This is a genomic window from Agrobacterium sp. BT-220-3, from assembly GCF_025910175.1.
Taxonomy (GTDB): Bacteria; Pseudomonadota; Alphaproteobacteria; order Rhizobiales; family Rhizobiaceae; genus Agrobacterium; species Agrobacterium oryzihabitans.
Genome location: NZ_JAPAIX010000013.1, coordinates 59,611 through 74,688 on the forward strand (window position 1 = coordinate 59,611; position 15,078 = coordinate 74,688).

Sequence of the window (15,078 nt, forward strand, 5' to 3'; positions counted from 1 at the left end):
GGACCCTTCTGTTTTCGTTTGTCTGGACGTGCTTTAGGTCTTGGCTTTCAGGGGTTTCCCATTGACGGCCGACCGGAGGCGTGTGGGGCTTACCCCCCTCTGCCCTGCCGGGCATCTCCCCCTCAAGGGGGGAGATCGGAAAGAGGCGCTGACACCACTTCATTCTCGAACATCGAGATGGGCGAAACCTAGCCGCATATCGATCTCCCCCCTTGAGGGGGAGATGCCCGGCAGGGCAGAGGGGGGTAAAAGCCCCACACGCCTCGGTCCGCTGTCAACGGATGACCTGCCGAAAGCTCACACCTCAGGAACGCGCCAGTTCCGCCAACTGCGTCATGATCATCGCCGCACCCGCCAGCCGCTTTTCCGGCGTAGGCAGATCGCGGGTCAGGAACAGGCTGTGGTCGGGGCGGATTTTCGCCATCGAGCCCTGCTTGCCGATATAGGCGACCAGGGCCGCCGGGTTCGGGAATTCCTTGTTGCGGAATTGCAGGACCACGCCCTTCGGCCCGGCATCGACCTTCTCGACATTGGCGGTGCGGCAGAGCGACTTGATGTAGACGATCTTGAGGAGATGCTGGACTTCCTTCGGCAGCGGGCCGAAACGGTCGATCATTTCCGCACCAAAACCGTCGATCTCGCCGATATCGGCAAGCTCGCCGAGACGGCGGTAAAGCCCCATGCGCAGATGCAGATCCGGAACATAGTCTTCCGGGATCATGACAGAGGTGCCGACCGAGATTTGCGGCGACCAGCCGCTATCCTGCACCTGCTCGTCACCCTTCACCTCGGCCACGGCTTCTTCCAGCATCTGCTGGTAAAGCTCGAAACCGACTTCCTTGATGTGGCCCGACTGCTCCTCGCCCAAGAGATTACCCGCGCCGCGAATATCGAGATCGTGGCTGGCAAGCTGGAAACCGGCGCCCAGCGTATCGAGCGATTGCAGCACTTTCAGCCGCCGCTCCGCCATCGTCGTCAATACCTTGTTGACCGGCAGGGTGAACAGCGCAAAGGCGCGCACCTTTGAACGGCCGACACGGCCGCGCAGCTGGTAAAGCTGGGCAAGGCCGAACATGTCGGCCCGGTGCACGATCAGCGTGTTGGCGGTCGGCACGTCGAGGCCGGATTCGACGATGGTTGTCGACAGCAGCACATCATATTTGCCGTCATAAAAGGCGTTCATGATGTCTTCGAGTTCGCCCGCCGCCATCTGGCCATGCGCCACCGCCACTTTCAGCTCCGGCACATCCGATTGCAGGAAAGCATGGATATCGGCGAGATCGGCAAGACGCGGGCAGACGTAGAAACTCTGGCCGCCGCGATAATGCTCGCGCATCAGCGTTTCGCGGATCACCAGCGGATCGAAGGGCGAAATGAAGGTACGCACCGCCATGCGGTCCACCGGCGGCGTGGTGATGAGCGACAATTCGCGAACGCCGGTCATGGCCAGCTGCAGGGTGCGCGGAATGGGCGTTGCCGAAAGCGTCAGCACATGCACGTCGCTCTTCAGCTCCTTCAGGCGCTCCTTGTGCTTCACGCCGAAATGCTGCTCCTCATCGATGATCAGCAGGCCGAGATTGGCGAAATTGATGCCCGCACCAAGCAACGCGTGGGTGCCGACGACGATATCCGTCTTGCCGTCGGCCACTTCCTTCTTGGTGAGCGCAAGCTCCTTGGAACCGACAAGCCGCGAGGCCTGCTGAACCCGGATCGGCAGCCCGCGAAAACGCTCCGAAAAGGTGCGGAAATGCTGGCGGGACAGCAGCGTGGTTGGCACGACGACCGCCACCTGAACGCCGTTCATGGCGGCAAGGAAGGCGGCGCGCAAAGCCACTTCGGTCTTGCCGAAACCGACATCGCCGCAGATGAGGCGATCCATCGGACGCCCGGCACCGAGATCCTCGCGAACCGCTTCGATGGCGTTCAGCTGGTCTTCGGTCTCGTCATAGGGGAAGCGGGCGGCAAACTCATCGTAAAGACCGTCCGGCGCGGCCAGAACCGGCGCATGGCGTACCAGGCGCGCGGCTGCGATGCGGATAAGCTCGTCTGCCATGTCGAGCAGGCGCTTCTTGAGCTTGGCCTTGCGCATCTGCCAAGCGCCGCCACCCAGTCTGTCAAGCGTGGCTTCGGCGGCGTCAGAACCATATCGCGAGAGAAGATCGATGTTTTCGACCGGCAGGAACAGCTTGGCATCGTCGGCGTAATGCAGTTCCAGACAGGCGCGCGGTGCACCCGCCGCCTCGATGGTCTGCAGACCGACGAAGCGGCCGATACCGTGTTCGGCGTGAACGACGAGCGAACCCTCGTCCAGCCCCGCCACTTCCGAAATGAAATCCGCGCCGCGCTTGCGGCGTCTGGAGCGGCGCACCATACGGTCGCCGAGAATATCCTGCTCACCGATGATCGCGAGCGTTCCGGTCTCGAAACCGGCTTCGAGGCTGAGCACTGCCGAAGCCGCCTCGCCCTTGCCGAGCGTGTCGACCTCTTTCAGAGATGCCACCGGCTTGATCTTTTCAAGCCCGTGCTCGTTCAAGACCTGCAGCAGCCGGTCGAGAGAGCCTTCCGACCAGCCGGTGATCAGCACCTTCCAGCCCTTGGCGCGGCGCTCGGTAATGTGCTTCACCGCCAGATCGAAGACGTTGACCCGCTCTTCGCTATCGCCTTCGGTCGGTGGGCGTGCCCAGCGCGGCCCGACATGAGCGTCCAGCGTCGCGACCGGACGGCCTTCGGTATCGTGTTCGTTAAAGGGCGTCAGCCGCACCGCATTGACGGCGGAAAGTGCCGCCTCGAAGCTCTTGCCGTCGAGATAGATTTGCCCCGGCGATACCGGCTTGTAAGGCGCGCCCTGCGTCGATCCCTTGGTCTCGCCGGAAGCGCGGCGCGCCTCGTAATAATCGAGGACCAGTTTGGAACGTTCCTTCGCCGCCTCGCGCGCCGTATGATCGGTGACGATGCGGAAACCCTTGAGATAATCGAAGGCGGTTTCCAGCTGTTCGTAAAACAGCGGCAGCCAATGCTCCATGCCGGCGTAACGGCGGCCCTCGGAGACGGCCTGATAAAGCGCATCGTCGCGCGTCGCCGCACCGAACAGCGACAGATAATTCTTGCGAAAACGGCCGATCGTATCCGGCGTCAGCGTCACTTCGCTCATCGGGTTGAGATCAAGCGAGCGCGCCTGGCCGATGGTGCGCTGGCTGGCCGGATCGAAGGTGCGGATGCTTTCCAGCGTATCACCGAAGAAATCGAGCCGCACAGGCTCTTCCGTGCCGGGCACGAAAACATCGAGAATGCCGCCGCGCACGGCAAATTCACCGACTTCGCGCACCGTCGCCACCCGGTCGAAACCGTTGCGTTCCAGCCGCGCGGCGATGTCTTCCATGCGGATCTGGTTGCCGGGCTTCGCGGAAAAGCCGAGGCTCTCGATGATGTCGCGCGGCGCCATCTTCTGCAGCATGGCGTTGACGGTGACGAGAACGATGGCCGGATGCGGTTTCTTCGCGTGACTGATGAGGCCGGAGAGCGCAGCCAGCCTGCGCGCCGAGGTGTCTGCGCTCGGTGACACACGGTCATACGGCAGGCAGTCCCAGGCAGGCAAAGTCAGCACCGGAATGTCAGGCGCGACGAAACCGAGGATCTGTTCGAGATCGGCGACCCGCTGGCCGTCCGACATCACATAGGCCACCGATGTCCCTGCCCGCGCCATGTCGGCCAAAAGCAGGGCTTCCATGCCGGAGGGCACATTTCCGATGGTCAGCGGCGTATCGGCCGACGCCACCAGCTTTGCATCGAATCCGGCTATCATGTTTCAGGCTTTCAGGGTTTCGGCTGTGACGAGATCGAAATCGGGACGATAGGAGGCGATCTTCTCAAACAGCGGCGTCTGGAATTTTTCCGGTATGGCAAGAGCGCCCGTCACCATCTTGACGAGGTCGTTATCCTCTTCCGCCATGATGATCTCAAGCTCATCGAGCTGAGCGTCGGTAAGTCCGGCAATATTGTCTTCCGCGAATTGCCCGAGCACGAGATCCATCTCGCGAATGCCCCGGTGCCAGCAGCGGTAAAGTATCCGCCTGCGTCTCGGATCGAGGTCGGCACTCGTGCGCACCAGTCCAGTCATCGCATTTTCCTTCCCGTATCGGTTTGCAAGGCCTGACTGAACGGTTTTACCCGCCGCTTCCATCCCCACCATCCTCATTCCTGTGCTTGTCACAGGAATCCAGCCGGCGCGCGTCGGCGCGACGGAGAGACTCCTTTCAGCCCAAGGACTTGGGCTGGCTGGATCCCCGTAACGAGCACAGGGATGAGGAAGAGGAGAGCACAATGGACAATAGCCAGTCTCGCACTTGCAGCGGCCGTTCAATCTTTGCCTCACCTATTACGACCTCCTATAGAACAGGAGGCGAACGCTTGGGAACCGGTTTTTATCGAAATAATGCCACGGCAGCTAAAAACTGCCGGTGATAACCCGTCTTTGTCGGCGGGCACGTCTTGCATAACCCGCCCCCTTCCCCGATTTTGCAACACATGCGTCCGGCCATTCTCGATCCGCTGTTTGCCTCCGTTTCCACCCTTGCCGGCGTGGGGCCGAAGCTTGCCGATCTTCTGGCCAAGCTCCTCAGCCGGGAAAACGCCGACGATACCCGTGTGATCGACCTTCTGTTCCACGCACCGTCAAACGTCATCGACCGGCGCAATCGCCCGGGCATCGCGCTCGCGGCCCCCGGCGCCATTGTCACCATTCAGGGACGTATCGATCGCCATCAACCACCGCCACCGGGCAATCGTTCCGCGCCTTACCGAGTTTTCCTGCATGACGAGACCGGCGAACTGACGCTGACCTTTTTTCGCGCCAAGGGCGACTGGCTCTCCAAGGCCCTGCCCGTCGATGAAGAAGTTCTCGTCAGCGGCAAGGTGGACTGGTTCAACGGCCGCGCCTCCATGGTGCATCCGGATTTCATGGTGAAGCTTTCCGAAGCCGAAAACCTGCCTTTGGTGGAAGCCGTTTACCCGATGACGGCTGGACTGTCTCCCAAGGTGCTGCGGCGGGCGATCGACGGCGGGCTTTCGAAGCTGCCCGCCTTTCCCGAATGGATCGACGAGACGCTGAAGACCCGGCAGGGCTTCGGCGATGTGGCTTCGAGCTTCCGCGAACTGCACGACCCGCGCGACAGCGCCGATATAGAGCCGCAGGCCCCGGCGCGCAGACGTCTTGCCTATGACGAGTTCCTCGCCGGCCAGCTTTCGCTGGCGCTGGTGCGCCAGCGGCTGCGCAAGGTTGCGGGCCAGCCGATCCGCGCCAAAGGCGACGTTGCCGCAAAAATCCTCTCGCTGCTGCCATTCTCGCTGACACCTAGTCAGAACGCCGCGGTAAAGGACATCCTGACCGATATGGCAGGTGAAGACCGCATGCTTCGCCTGCTGCAGGGCGATGTCGGCGCCGGCAAGACGCTGGTTGCGCTGATGGCCATGGCAACCGCCGTCGAGGCCGGCGGACAGGCGGTGCTGATGGCCCCGACCGAAATCCTTGCCCGGCAACATTTCACCACCATCTCCAAACTCGCCAATGCCGCAGGCATCACCGTCGAGGTCCTGACCGGCCGCACCAAGGGCAAGGAGCGCCGTGAGATCGAAGAGCGTGTGGCCTCTGGCGAAGCACAGATCGTCATCGGCACCCATGCGCTGTTTCAGGACAGCGTGAGTTACAAAAACCTCGTGCTGGCCGTGGTGGATGAGCAGCACCGTTTCGGCGTGCACCAGCGCCTGCGCCTCACCGCCAAGGGCATCACCCCGCATATGCTGGTGATGACCGCCACCCCCATTCCACGCACGCTGGTGCTGGCCGCCTTCGGCGACATGGATGTGTCGAAACTCACCGAGAAACCCGCCGGCCGTAAACCCATCCAAACCGTGACGATCCCCACCGAACGTATCGGCGATATTGTCGAGCGGCTGCGCGCCGCGCTGAAGGATGGCAAGAAGGCCTACTGGATCTGCCCACTGGTGGAAGAAACGGAAGAATCCGACCTGATGTCGGCCGAAGAGCGGCATGCGGTTCTCTCGCAGATGCTCGGCGCCAATATCGGCCTCATCCACGGGCGCATGAGCGGCCCGGAGAAGGACGCCGCCATGCTGGCCTTCAAGAGCGGCGAGACACGGCTGCTGGTGGCAACGACGGTGGTGGAAGTGGGCGTCGACGTGCCGGATGCCACGATCATGGTCATCGAACATGCCGAACGTTTCGGCCTTGCCCAGCTTCACCAGTTGCGCGGCCGCGTCGGGCGTGGCGACGAGGCCTCCACCTGCATCCTGCTCTACAAGGGGCCGCTCAGCGAAAACGGCCGCGCCCGGCTTTCCATTCTGCGCGACAGCGAGGACGGCTTCCTGATCGCGGAAGAGGACCTGAAACTGCGCGGCGAAGGCGAACTCCTCGGCACCCGCCAGTCCGGCACACCGGGCTTCCGCATCGCCAGCCTGGAGGCCCATGCCGACCTTCTGGAAATCGCCCGCAAGGACGCGGCCTATGTCATCGAGCGTGACCCCGAACTGACCGGCCCGCGCGGCGACGCGCTCCGCACCCTGCTCTATCTGCACCGCCGCGACGAAGCGATCCGCTTCCTGCACGCCGGCTGAAAGTTGTGACCGCCATGAACATGATCGACCCGCGCCGCCCGCCGCCCGCCTTCCGCAAAGGTTATGCGCTGTGTTCGCCGCAGAATATTCTGCAACCGGAGACATTTGCGAAGAGCGCGAAAAAGGCAATCGGCAAGGCGTTCAAGAAGCCCGGCCGCAAGAAGGCCTGGACGCAGGCACTGGAGGAAGGCTGGAGCGTGCGGCTGGTCTATATGCGGCTTTTCGTTCCCGTGTTCCACGCGACAGTCACGGGGACAGAGGTGGATGATCTCGATGACGAGGATTGATCGACTGGTCTAAAGATTATTTGCTTAGAGCGACGAAGGCCATTGCTGCGAGGCATGGATAATCGTCAAGATTTCGATGTCCCGGCCGACACGATAGGCAATGATGTAAGAAATGTCGGGAAGCACAGCTTCCCGTGTTCCTCTGATACGCCCGACCCGTCCCATTGCCGGCTGTTCCACCAACATATCAACCGCCGAAACAATGCGAGAAATCACACGGGCCGCAGCCGCTGGATTATCCTTTTCGATATGCGCACCAATTTCATCGAGCCGTCGCAGCGCCCGTAAGGTCCAACGAATTCTCCGGTCACTCATAACGGCCGGGTAGATTTCACGTATTTCCCGACAATATTTGCGAGATCATCGGTCGTCCCGAACTCGCCGCGATCGGCTTCCGCCACACCCGCCTCGATCTCGGCAAGCTGCCACTCCTCGCGGGCAACATAGTCCTCAATCGCCCGCGCCGCCATGTAGGACCGCGAGCGATCAAGCTTTTCCGCCAGCTGATCGAGCTTGTCAGCAACCTCGTTCGGCAAACGCACCGTGAATGCAGTCATGATCGCGACCCTCCTTGGTTCGTCATGATTATTGGTGAACCACATTGGTTCGTCAAGGTTCGGCACTCCTTCGTATTGATATGGTCCATTAAATGGACTACTTTCAAACGGAAACGAAATTCGGGAAATCGCCATGCAGATATCCGTAACTGACGCAAAGGGCCAGCTTACAGAACTGGTGCGTCGTGCCGAAGCAGGAGATGAAATCATTCTCACCCGGCATGGTCACGCAGCCGTGCGGCTGGTTCCGGTCACTGCGGCGGCGGATAAAATATCCCGCAGGGCAACGCTTGCAAAAGTGCGCGCGGCCATTGCAAACAAAGCCGATGATGGCCCGAATGCCGCGCGCAGTCAGGACTTCCTCTATGACGAGCACGGCTTGCCCAAATGATCGTCATCGATACGTCAGCCCTGATGGCGATCCTGCTCGATGAACCCACAGCTGATGCCTGTACCGCAGCTCTCGAAACGGATGAGCCTCTGCTCATTTCCGCCGGCACGCTCGCAGAAGCCATAATCGTCGCACAACGGCGTAATCGCGTCCGCGAACTCGACATGCTGATTGAAGGGCTGAGCATCGACGTCAGACACGTCACCCCGAAATCGGCGCACGGCGTTTCCGAAGCCTATCGTATCTGGGGCAAGGGCATTCATCCGGCCGGGCTGAATTTCGGGGATTGCTTTGCCTACGATCTGGCGAAGACCGAAGGCTGCCCTTTGCTTTATGTCGGCAACGACTTTTCCCAAACGGACATCGTCAGCGTTCTCTAACCCTCAAACCGGCGCGATCATCTTCGGCGGCGTGAAATCCGGCGCCACGAGACCGCCGGATATCAGCAGTTTCGCCGCGTCTTCCGGCGTCATGTCCAGCATCACGATCTTGTCCTTGGGCACGAACAGCAGGAAACCCGCTGTCGGCACCGGTGTCGGCGGCAGGAAGACGGCGACCATCTGCTGGCCCATCTCGTTGAAACGGTGAGCGAGTTCGCCCTTGACCTCGGAGGATACGAACACCATCGCCCAGGTGCCGGACGAGGGAAACTCGATAAGGCCGACCTTCTTGAAGGAGTTCGAATGCTCCTTCAGAACGGATTCGAACAGCTGCTTGATGCTCTTGTAGATCGGCCGCACCAGCGGCATGCGGTTGAGGATGGATTCGCCGACGCCGACGATCCATTTGCCGATCAGGTTGTTGCCGAGAAAGCCGATGAGCGTGATGCCGATGACAGCGATCAGCAGGCCGAAACCGGGGATTGCCACATCGAAATATTGCTCGGGATCGTAACGGGCGGGAATATAGGGCTTAACCCAGCTATCCGCCCATTGCAGGAAGCTCCACACCAGCCACATGGTGATGGTGACGGGCGCAAGGATGAGCACGCCCGTGAGGAAGCTGTTGCGCAGACGGGCTGCGAATGAAATTTTGACTGGAATATCGGTCATTTACCGTTCGGAATTAAGCGTTGACGCTATCGAAACCCGGATGAAAACCGACAATGCCGGATGGAGTTCCGCCATGCAAGCGCAGGGTCAACAAATATTTGTCAGGAATGCCTTTGCTGTGCAGGCCGTCGAAACGCTCGAATCCGAACCGGCCGTAATAGGTGGGACTACCCGCCAGAACGCACCCTGCCGCTTCGAGCCGATCCAGCATTGAAAGCCCCTCATGGACGAGGCGCGATCCAATGCCCTGACCTTGCCTCTCGGGAGAGACCGAAATCGGGCCAAGAGCAAACCAGCGGCCTTCCGCCTCCGAAACGGTAACGGGCGAAAAGGCGACGTGACCGACGATCTGTCCGCCATCCTCCGCCACCAGTGAAACGGTGAGCGCATCCGCATCGCGCAGCCTGCCGACGATCAGGTGTTCGGTCTGGTCGCTAAACGGCATATCCCGGAACGCCGCTTCCGTCAGCGCTCCGATCGCCTCTTCATCGCCCTGCCGCTCCGGCCTGATGATCATTCAACGGTCACCGATTTCGCCAGATTGCGCGGCTGGTCCACATCCGTGCCCATGAAGACAGCGGTGTGATAGGCGAGTAACTGGATCGGCAGCGAAAACACCATCGGCGCAATGAGTTCATCAACTGTCGGCAGCGTAATCGTCGCCATTGTATCGAGCTTGGAAGCCGCAGCCCCCTTCTCATCGGTGATAAAGATGATGCGGCCGCCGCGGGCGGCGACCTCCTGCATGTTCGAAACGGTCTTTTCGAAGAAGCGGTCATGCGGTGCGATGACGATAACAGGCATGTTCTCGTCGATCAGCGCGATCGGCCCGTGCTTCAGCTCACCGGCGGCATAGCCCTCGGCATGGATATAGGAAATTTCCTTGAGCTTCAGCGCGCCTTCCAGCGCCAGCGGGAAGCTGGTGCCGCGTCCGAGATAAAGCACATCCTTGAAACGCGACAGATCGCGCGACAGAGCCTCGATCTGCGGCTGGATGCTGTTGAGAACCTTGCTCATGATGCGCGGCATCTCGGTCAGATGGCGAACCAGTTCGGTTTCCTGCTCTGGCGTAATTGTGCCGCGCGCCTTGCCGGCGGCAACCGCAAGCGAAGCAAGCACGGCAAGCTGGCAGGTGAAGGCCTTGGTGGAGGCCACGCCGATTTCCGGGCCGGCGAGGATCGGAAAGATTGCATCCGATTCGCGCGCCATGGTCGACTCGCGCGTGTTGACCACCGCGCCGATCTTCAGTCCCTCCTGCTGACAATAGCGCAGGGCCGCCAGCGTATCGGCGGTTTCTCCCGATTGAGAAATGAACAGTGCCGCCTGCGTGGGAACGAGCGGGATTTCGCGGTAACGGAATTCCGAGGCGACATCGATTTCCACCGGCAGACGCGCATAACGCTCGAACCAGTATTTGCCGATCAGGCCGGAAAGATAGGCCGTGCCGCAGGCGGAAATGGCAAGGCCGGAAAGCTTGGCGAAATCGATTGCCTTATCGGCTTCCTTCACGGTCTTGGAGGCGAAATCCACATAATGGCTGAGCGCATGGGAAATGACTTCCGGCTGCTCGTAGATTTCCTTTTCCATGAAGTGACGATGGTTGCCCTTGTCGACCACGAAAGCCGTCGCCTGCGACATCTGGCGCTCGCGCTTCACCGGCTTGCCGGAGAAATCGATAATTTCCGCACCTTCACGGGTGACAATGGCGCAGTCGCCATCCACCAGATAGGTGATTTCGTTGGTGAAGGGCGAGAGCGCGATGGCGTCCGATCCCAGGAACATTTCACCGCGGCCATAACCGACGGCAAGCGGCGGACCGGAACGCGCCGAAAGCAGCGTGCCGGGATCATCCTTGAACATGACGACCAGCGCATAGGCGCCCGTTACGCGGTTCAGCATCTTCAGCATCGCTTCGCGATGGCCAAGGCCTTCGCGGGTGTATTTTGCCAGAAGCTGCGCCACCACTTCGGTGTCGGTCTGGGTGGTGAAGGTGGCACCTTCGGCACTCAGCTCCTCGCGCAATTCGGAGAAATTTTCGATGATGCCGTTATGAACGACCGCAACGCCGTCGACGAAATGCGGGTGGGCGTTGGTTTCGTTCGGCACACCATGCGTCGCCCAGCGCGTATGCGCAATGCCGACCACGCCCGGCAGCGGCTCTTCGGACAACCGCTTCTCCAGATTGAAGAGCTTGCCTTCCGCCCGGCGGCGGTCCATCGCGCCATTGTCGATGGTGGCGACACCAGCCGAATCGTAACCGCGATATTCGAGACGCTTCAGCGCATCGACAAGCCGTTCAGCAACAGGCTGGGTTCCGACAATTCCGACAATTCCGCACATATATTTCTCCAGACGGCGATCTCTTCGCCGAAACTACTAATCGTTTCCCTGAAATCGGCAATTACGCCGCCGGTCACTTTCGGTATCTCTCGGTAACGTCTTTCAAGAGGACTTTTTCTTCGCTTCCTTCAGCGCTTTCGCCCGCTCGCGCACGACGGTTGCGCGGCCCGGCTTGACCTCCTGCCGCGCGCGTCCGAAAGCGAGCGCATCAGCGGGAACGTCATCGGTAATCACGCTGCCCGAGGCGATATAGGCACCGTCGCCAATGGTGACGGGAGCGACCAGCGATGAGTTAGAGCCGATGAAGCTATTGGCCCCAATCCGCGTTTCGAACTTGTTGTAACCGTCATAATTGCAGGTGATGGTGCCAGCACCGATATTGCTGCCTGCGCCGATGAAGGCATCGCCGATATAGGTCAAATGGTTGACCTTGGCGCCCTCGCCGATTTCCGCCTTCTTGACCTCGCAGAAATTACCGACCTTGGCATTGGCGTGCAGATTGGCGCCGGGGCGCAATCGCGCATAGGGTCCGACGGCCGCACCCTCAGCCACATAGGCCCCTTCCAGATGCGAAAACGCATGGATGACGGCACCGGGCTCGATCGTCACGCCGGGACCAATAACGACATTGGGCTCAATCAGCACGTCCTGACCGATCTTGGTGTCGAAGGACAGGAACACGGTCTCAGGCGCAATCATCGAAACGCCATCGACCATCAATTCGTGGCGGCGGCGCTGCTGCCAGCGGCTTTCGATCAAGGCGAGTTCGGCGCGGTTGTTGCAGCCGATCAGCTCGGTTTCCGGCGCATCGATGGCAACGGCACGGCGGCCGAGCGAGCGGGCGATTTCAACGATGTCAGTAAGATAATATTCGCCCTTCACATTGCTGTTGCCGATCCGGTCGAGCAAGTCCAGCGCATTGCGTCCGTTGACGGCCATCAACCCGCTGTTGCACCAGGTGACCTTGCGTTCCTCGTCGGTGGCATCCTTTTCCTCGCGGATCGCCACCAGCTCGCCATTCTCGACCAGCAGCCGGCCATAACCCGTGGGGCGCTCGGTATGGAAACCGATCACGGCGACATCGGCACCGGCAGTAATCGCCTCCCGCGCCCTGTCAAGCGTTGCGGACGTGATGAGCGGCACGTCGCCATAGGCGACGATCAGGTCGTCGTAGCCGCGCTCGATCGCCTCGCGTGCGGCAAGAACCGCATGGCCCGTACCCTTGCGTTCCTTCTGCAGGAAAGCTTCGACCTGAACACCCTTGAGACCGGCGGCTGCGGCAACATTGTCTGCATCGCGCCCGACCACCAGCGCCACTGCGCCAACGCCCGCTCCAGCTACCGCCTCCACCACATGCCCGATCATCGGACGTCCGGCGACCGTATGAAGCACCTTGGATTTCGAAGACTTCATGCGCGTGCTGTCGCCCGCTGCGAGAATAACGGCTAGAGAGCTACGCTCCATAAGACCTCCAACACCCTGTCACCGGCCAAAGGACGGCCGTGACAGTGGCAATGTTTGACTTTACGCCGGCCGCTTTAACGGACGGGCGTATCGGTGATTTCTTTCCGGCATTGCTATAACGGCGCCCCACTTAAGAAACCATGCAAATCTCCACCAAATTTCCACGCAGATTTTCATCAAACGTGATCAGCGGCGGGTCGGCATGATCTATCGGCGGGGGTTACGGGCGGTGAATTCCAGTATTTGCTGACGGCCGTTTTCAATCAGCCTTTCCATCTCGCGTCGGGCGGTAGTGTCGTCACGCAGGCGAAACGCTTCGACCAGTCGCAGGTGAGAGGCAGACACGTCGGAAATCTCGTTGGGGTCGGCTTCCGGGTTGCTCATCCGGAAAATGCCTGCGAGAGCCGCCTTTATCAGCGAACCGACAGTGCGCATGAAAGGGTTGCCGGACATTTCGGTGATGAGGACATGAAAGTTCATATCCGCAAGCGCGCGCTTTTCCTTCGAATACGCCGTATTGCCCATCTCGTTGGCGTAAGCGGCGAGCTTTGCGATATCCGCATCTTTTGCCCTGACAGCCGCAAGCCCCGCGCCATAGGGTTCGAAAGCCTGGCGGATATCATAGAGATGCAAAAGGAATTCGTCGCTGACGCCCGCCTCGAAGTGCCAGAGCAGCACCTCGCTGTCGAACATGTTCCAGCTTTCGCGCTCCGTCACCCGGGTGCCGATACGCGCCTTGGGAGAAATCATGCCCTTGGCCGTCAGCGTCTTCATCGCTTCGCGCAGAACCGTGCGGGATACTTTCAGCCGCTCCATTAGCTCGGCGTCGCCCGGCAGGATGTCACCCGTCTTGAAAACGCCGGACACGATATCGAGACCGAGCTTGTGAACGACCTGTGCATGATTTGTCCGCAACTTTCGAAAACCGATCGCCGCATCGAGCATTCCGCGCTGCAAATGTCATGTCCTTCCGTTCGGCCGGCGATCTCAAAAATCGCGCCAGACGTGTGTATCTCAAGTCAGACTATAGTGAAAAACATCAAGTCGCATGAAAAGCAAAGGCAAACTTCGTTCGCGGCGTAAAACACATGAAAATAACAAAGGCCGCGCATGAATGTCACGCGCGGCCAGAATGTGAACGATGAGTAGCCTCTCCCACGTCATCCTTGCCCTTGAGGCGAAGAGCCATAGGCCGTCGAAGGCAGGGATCCTCGGGTCAAGCCCGAGGATGACGCTGAGTTTGGCGAAATCACCGATTACTGCGGCAGCTTGTCGTCCACGCCGGCAACGTAGAAGTTGAGGCCGAGCAGAACCTTGTCTTCAGCCTTTTCACCCGCCTTCAGCCATTCCGAACCGTCCTGCTTCTTCACCGGGCCGGTGAAGGGGTGCAGCTCGCCGGACTTGATCTTGGCTTCGGTGTCCTCGGCCATTTTCTTCACGTCATCGGGCATGTTGGTGTAGGGCGCCATGGTCAGGATGCCGTCCTTCAGGCCGTCCCAGACGGATTCGGACTTCCAGGTGCCATCGAGAAGAGCCTGCGTGCGCTTGATGTAATAGGCGCCCCAGGTGTCCTTGATGGCGGTCAGCTGCGTCTTCGGACCGGCCGCGATCATGTCGGAGGCCTGGCCGAAGGCCTTTATGCCGCGTTCCGCCGCAACCTGCATCGGCGCTGTCGTATCGGTGTGCTGCGTCAGGATATCGACGCCCTGGTCGATCAGCGCCTTGGCTGCATCGGCTTCCTTGCCGGGGTCGAACCAGGTGTTGGCCCAGACGACCTTGACCTTGAACTCCGGATTGACCGACTGCGCGCCGAGAACGAAGGCGTCGATGCCCATCACCACTTCCGGGATCGGGAAGGAAGCGATGTAGCCGGCGAGACCCTTCTGCGACATCTTCGCGGCAATCTGGCCCTGAATGTAACGGCCTTCGTAAAAGCGCGAATTGTAGGTCGCGACGTTTTCAGCGGTCTTGAAGCCGGTGGCGTGCTCGAACTTCACCTTGGGGAACTTCTGGGCGACCTTCACGGTCGCATCCATGAAGCCGAAGGAGGTGGTGAAGACCAGTTCGCAGCCCGAGCGGGCCATGCGCTCGATGGCGCGTTCGGCATCCGGGCCTTCCGGAACGCTTTCAAGGAACGGCGTCTCGATCTTGTCGCCGAAATGAGCCTGAAGTTCCTGGCGGCCGATATCATGCGCCTGCGTCCAGCCGCCGTCGGTCTTTGAACCGACATAGATGAAGCAGACCTTCTTGGCGTCGGCGGCCTCAGCCGAGGAAACGACGCCGCCGAGAGCCGCAACGGAAGCGGCGAGTGCGATGACCAGTTTTTTCATTTTTACCCCTGTTGGTTTGGAGACTTA

At 60.4% G+C, this 15,078-nt stretch carries 14 protein-coding genes; 4 read left to right on the forward strand and 10 right to left on the reverse strand.

The window, feature by feature from the left end; all coding sequences use genetic code 11:
• Positions 1 to 304: 304 nt before the first annotated feature.
• Together mfd and OK142_RS22350 are read right to left on the reverse strand one after the other, a co-directional pair.
• Positions 305 to 3,802 (reverse strand): transcription-repair coupling factor, encoded by a 3,498-nt coding sequence (mfd, locus tag OK142_RS22345; protein ID WP_498685241.1) that lies wholly within the window; start codon positions 3,800 to 3,802, stop codon positions 305 to 307.
• A gap of 3 nt (positions 3,803 to 3,805) precedes the next feature.
• Positions 3,806 to 4,117 (reverse strand): FAD assembly factor SdhE, encoded by a 312-nt coding sequence (locus tag OK142_RS22350; protein ID WP_082184711.1) that lies wholly within the window; start codon positions 4,115 to 4,117, stop codon positions 3,806 to 3,808.
• A gap of 407 nt (positions 4,118 to 4,524) precedes the next feature.
• Here OK142_RS22350 and recG point away from each other — a divergent pair, with 407 nt between their 5' ends.
• Both recG and OK142_RS22360 read left to right on the forward strand, forming a co-directional pair.
• Positions 4,525 to 6,630: an ATP-dependent DNA helicase RecG gene (gene recG / locus OK142_RS22355; protein WP_498685243.1), complete on the forward strand. Its 2,106-nt coding sequence runs from the start codon at positions 4,525 to 4,527 to the stop codon at positions 6,628 to 6,630.
• 14 nt (positions 6,631 to 6,644) lie between these two features.
• Positions 6,645 to 6,917, forward strand: a complete 273-nt coding sequence (locus OK142_RS22360; protein ID WP_498685245.1) for a hypothetical protein — start codon at positions 6,645 to 6,647, stop codon at positions 6,915 to 6,917.
• Positions 6,918 to 6,941: 24 nt separating this feature from the next.
• Here OK142_RS22360 and OK142_RS22365 read toward each other — a convergent pair whose 3' ends face one another.
• Together OK142_RS22365 and OK142_RS22370 are read right to left on the reverse strand one after the other, a co-directional pair.
• Complete coding sequence (locus tag OK142_RS22365; RefSeq protein ID WP_082184395.1) at positions 6,942 to 7,232, reverse strand: type II toxin-antitoxin system RelE/ParE family toxin; 291 nt, start codon at positions 7,230 to 7,232, stop codon at positions 6,942 to 6,944.
• The gene (locus OK142_RS22370; protein ID WP_498685248.1) at positions 7,229 to 7,474 is read right to left on the reverse strand and encodes a CopG family ribbon-helix-helix protein; all 246 of its coding nucleotides are present in this window, start codon (positions 7,472 to 7,474) and stop codon (positions 7,229 to 7,231) included. The genes OK142_RS22365 and OK142_RS22370 overlap by 4 nt, the downstream gene beginning before the upstream one ends.
• A 133-nt stretch (positions 7,475 to 7,607) precedes the next feature.
• Between OK142_RS22370 and OK142_RS22375 the strand changes: the two genes are divergently transcribed.
• The gene (locus OK142_RS22375; RefSeq protein ID WP_313610062.1) at positions 7,608 to 7,865 is read left to right on the forward strand and encodes a type II toxin-antitoxin system Phd/YefM family antitoxin; all 258 of its coding nucleotides are present in this window, start codon (positions 7,608 to 7,610) and stop codon (positions 7,863 to 7,865) included.
• Positions 7,862 to 8,245, forward strand: coding sequence for a type II toxin-antitoxin system VapC family toxin (locus OK142_RS22380; protein ID WP_498685250.1), 384 nt, complete (start codon positions 7,862 to 7,864; stop codon positions 8,243 to 8,245). Before OK142_RS22375 ends, OK142_RS22380 begins: the two co-directional genes overlap by 4 nt.
• Positions 8,246 to 8,248: 3 nt before the next feature.
• Here OK142_RS22380 and OK142_RS22385 read toward each other — a convergent pair whose 3' ends face one another.
• From OK142_RS22385 to OK142_RS22410, 6 genes are all read right to left on the reverse strand, one after another.
• Positions 8,249 to 8,917: a DUF502 domain-containing protein gene (locus tag OK142_RS22385; RefSeq protein WP_003495510.1), complete on the reverse strand. Its 669-nt coding sequence runs from the start codon at positions 8,915 to 8,917 to the stop codon at positions 8,249 to 8,251.
• A 13-nt stretch (positions 8,918 to 8,930) separates the two neighbouring features.
• Positions 8,931 to 9,434, reverse strand: coding sequence for a GNAT family N-acetyltransferase (locus OK142_RS22390; protein ID WP_498685251.1), 504 nt, complete (start codon positions 9,432 to 9,434; stop codon positions 8,931 to 8,933).
• On the reverse strand, positions 9,431 to 11,257 hold the full coding sequence (glmS, locus tag OK142_RS22395; protein WP_498685252.1) for a glutamine--fructose-6-phosphate transaminase (isomerizing): 1,827 nt from the start codon (positions 11,255 to 11,257) through the stop codon (positions 9,431 to 9,433). Before glmS ends, OK142_RS22390 begins: the two co-directional genes overlap by 4 nt.
• A gap of 102 nt (positions 11,258 to 11,359) precedes the next feature.
• Positions 11,360 to 12,721, reverse strand: coding sequence for a bifunctional UDP-N-acetylglucosamine diphosphorylase/glucosamine-1-phosphate N-acetyltransferase GlmU (gene glmU, locus OK142_RS22400; protein ID WP_498685254.1), 1,362 nt, complete (start codon positions 12,719 to 12,721; stop codon positions 11,360 to 11,362).
• 207 nt (positions 12,722 to 12,928) lie between these two features.
• Positions 12,929 to 13,666: a FadR/GntR family transcriptional regulator gene (locus tag OK142_RS22405; protein WP_082184399.1), complete on the reverse strand. Its 738-nt coding sequence runs from the start codon at positions 13,664 to 13,666 to the stop codon at positions 12,929 to 12,931.
• A 311-nt stretch (positions 13,667 to 13,977) separates the two neighbouring features.
• Complete coding sequence (locus OK142_RS22410) at positions 13,978 to 15,051, reverse strand: BMP family ABC transporter substrate-binding protein (protein ID WP_003495497.1); 1,074 nt, start codon at positions 15,049 to 15,051, stop codon at positions 13,978 to 13,980.
• Between the last annotated feature and the right edge of the window lie 27 nt (positions 15,052 to 15,078).

Coding starts and splice junctions, on each gene's coding strand:
- mfd (WP_498685241.1), bottom strand. CDS start 3,802: ATGATAGCCGGATTCGATGCAAAGCTGGTGGCGTCGGCCGATACGCCG.
- OK142_RS22350 (WP_082184711.1), bottom strand. CDS start 4,117: ATGACTGGACTGGTGCGCACGAGTGCCGACCTCGATCCGAGACGCAGG.
- recG (WP_498685243.1), top strand. CDS start 4,525: ATGCGTCCGGCCATTCTCGATCCGCTGTTTGCCTCCGTTTCCACCCTT.
- OK142_RS22360 (WP_498685245.1), top strand. CDS start 6,645: ATGAACATGATCGACCCGCGCCGCCCGCCGCCCGCCTTCCGCAAAGGT.
- OK142_RS22365 (WP_082184395.1), bottom strand. CDS start 7,232: ATGAGTGACCGGAGAATTCGTTGGACCTTACGGGCGCTGCGACGGCTC.
- OK142_RS22370 (WP_498685248.1), bottom strand. CDS start 7,474: ATGACTGCATTCACGGTGCGTTTGCCGAACGAGGTTGCTGACAAGCTC.
- OK142_RS22375 (WP_313610062.1), top strand. CDS start 7,608: ATGCAGATATCCGTAACTGACGCAAAGGGCCAGCTTACAGAACTGGTG.
- OK142_RS22380 (WP_498685250.1), top strand. CDS start 7,862: ATGATCGTCATCGATACGTCAGCCCTGATGGCGATCCTGCTCGATGAA.
- OK142_RS22385 (WP_003495510.1), bottom strand. CDS start 8,917: ATGACCGATATTCCAGTCAAAATTTCATTCGCAGCCCGTCTGCGCAAC.
- OK142_RS22390 (WP_498685251.1), bottom strand. CDS start 9,434: ATGATCATCAGGCCGGAGCGGCAGGGCGATGAAGAGGCGATCGGAGCG.
- glmS (WP_498685252.1), bottom strand. CDS start 11,257: ATGTGCGGAATTGTCGGAATTGTCGGAACCCAGCCTGTTGCTGAACGG.
- glmU (WP_498685254.1), bottom strand. CDS start 12,721: ATGGAGCGTAGCTCTCTAGCCGTTATTCTCGCAGCGGGCGACAGCACG.
- OK142_RS22405 (WP_082184399.1), bottom strand. CDS start 13,666: ATGCTCGATGCGGCGATCGGTTTTCGAAAGTTGCGGACAAATCATGCA.
- OK142_RS22410 (WP_003495497.1), bottom strand. CDS start 15,051: ATGAAAAAACTGGTCATCGCACTCGCCGCTTCCGTTGCGGCTCTCGGC.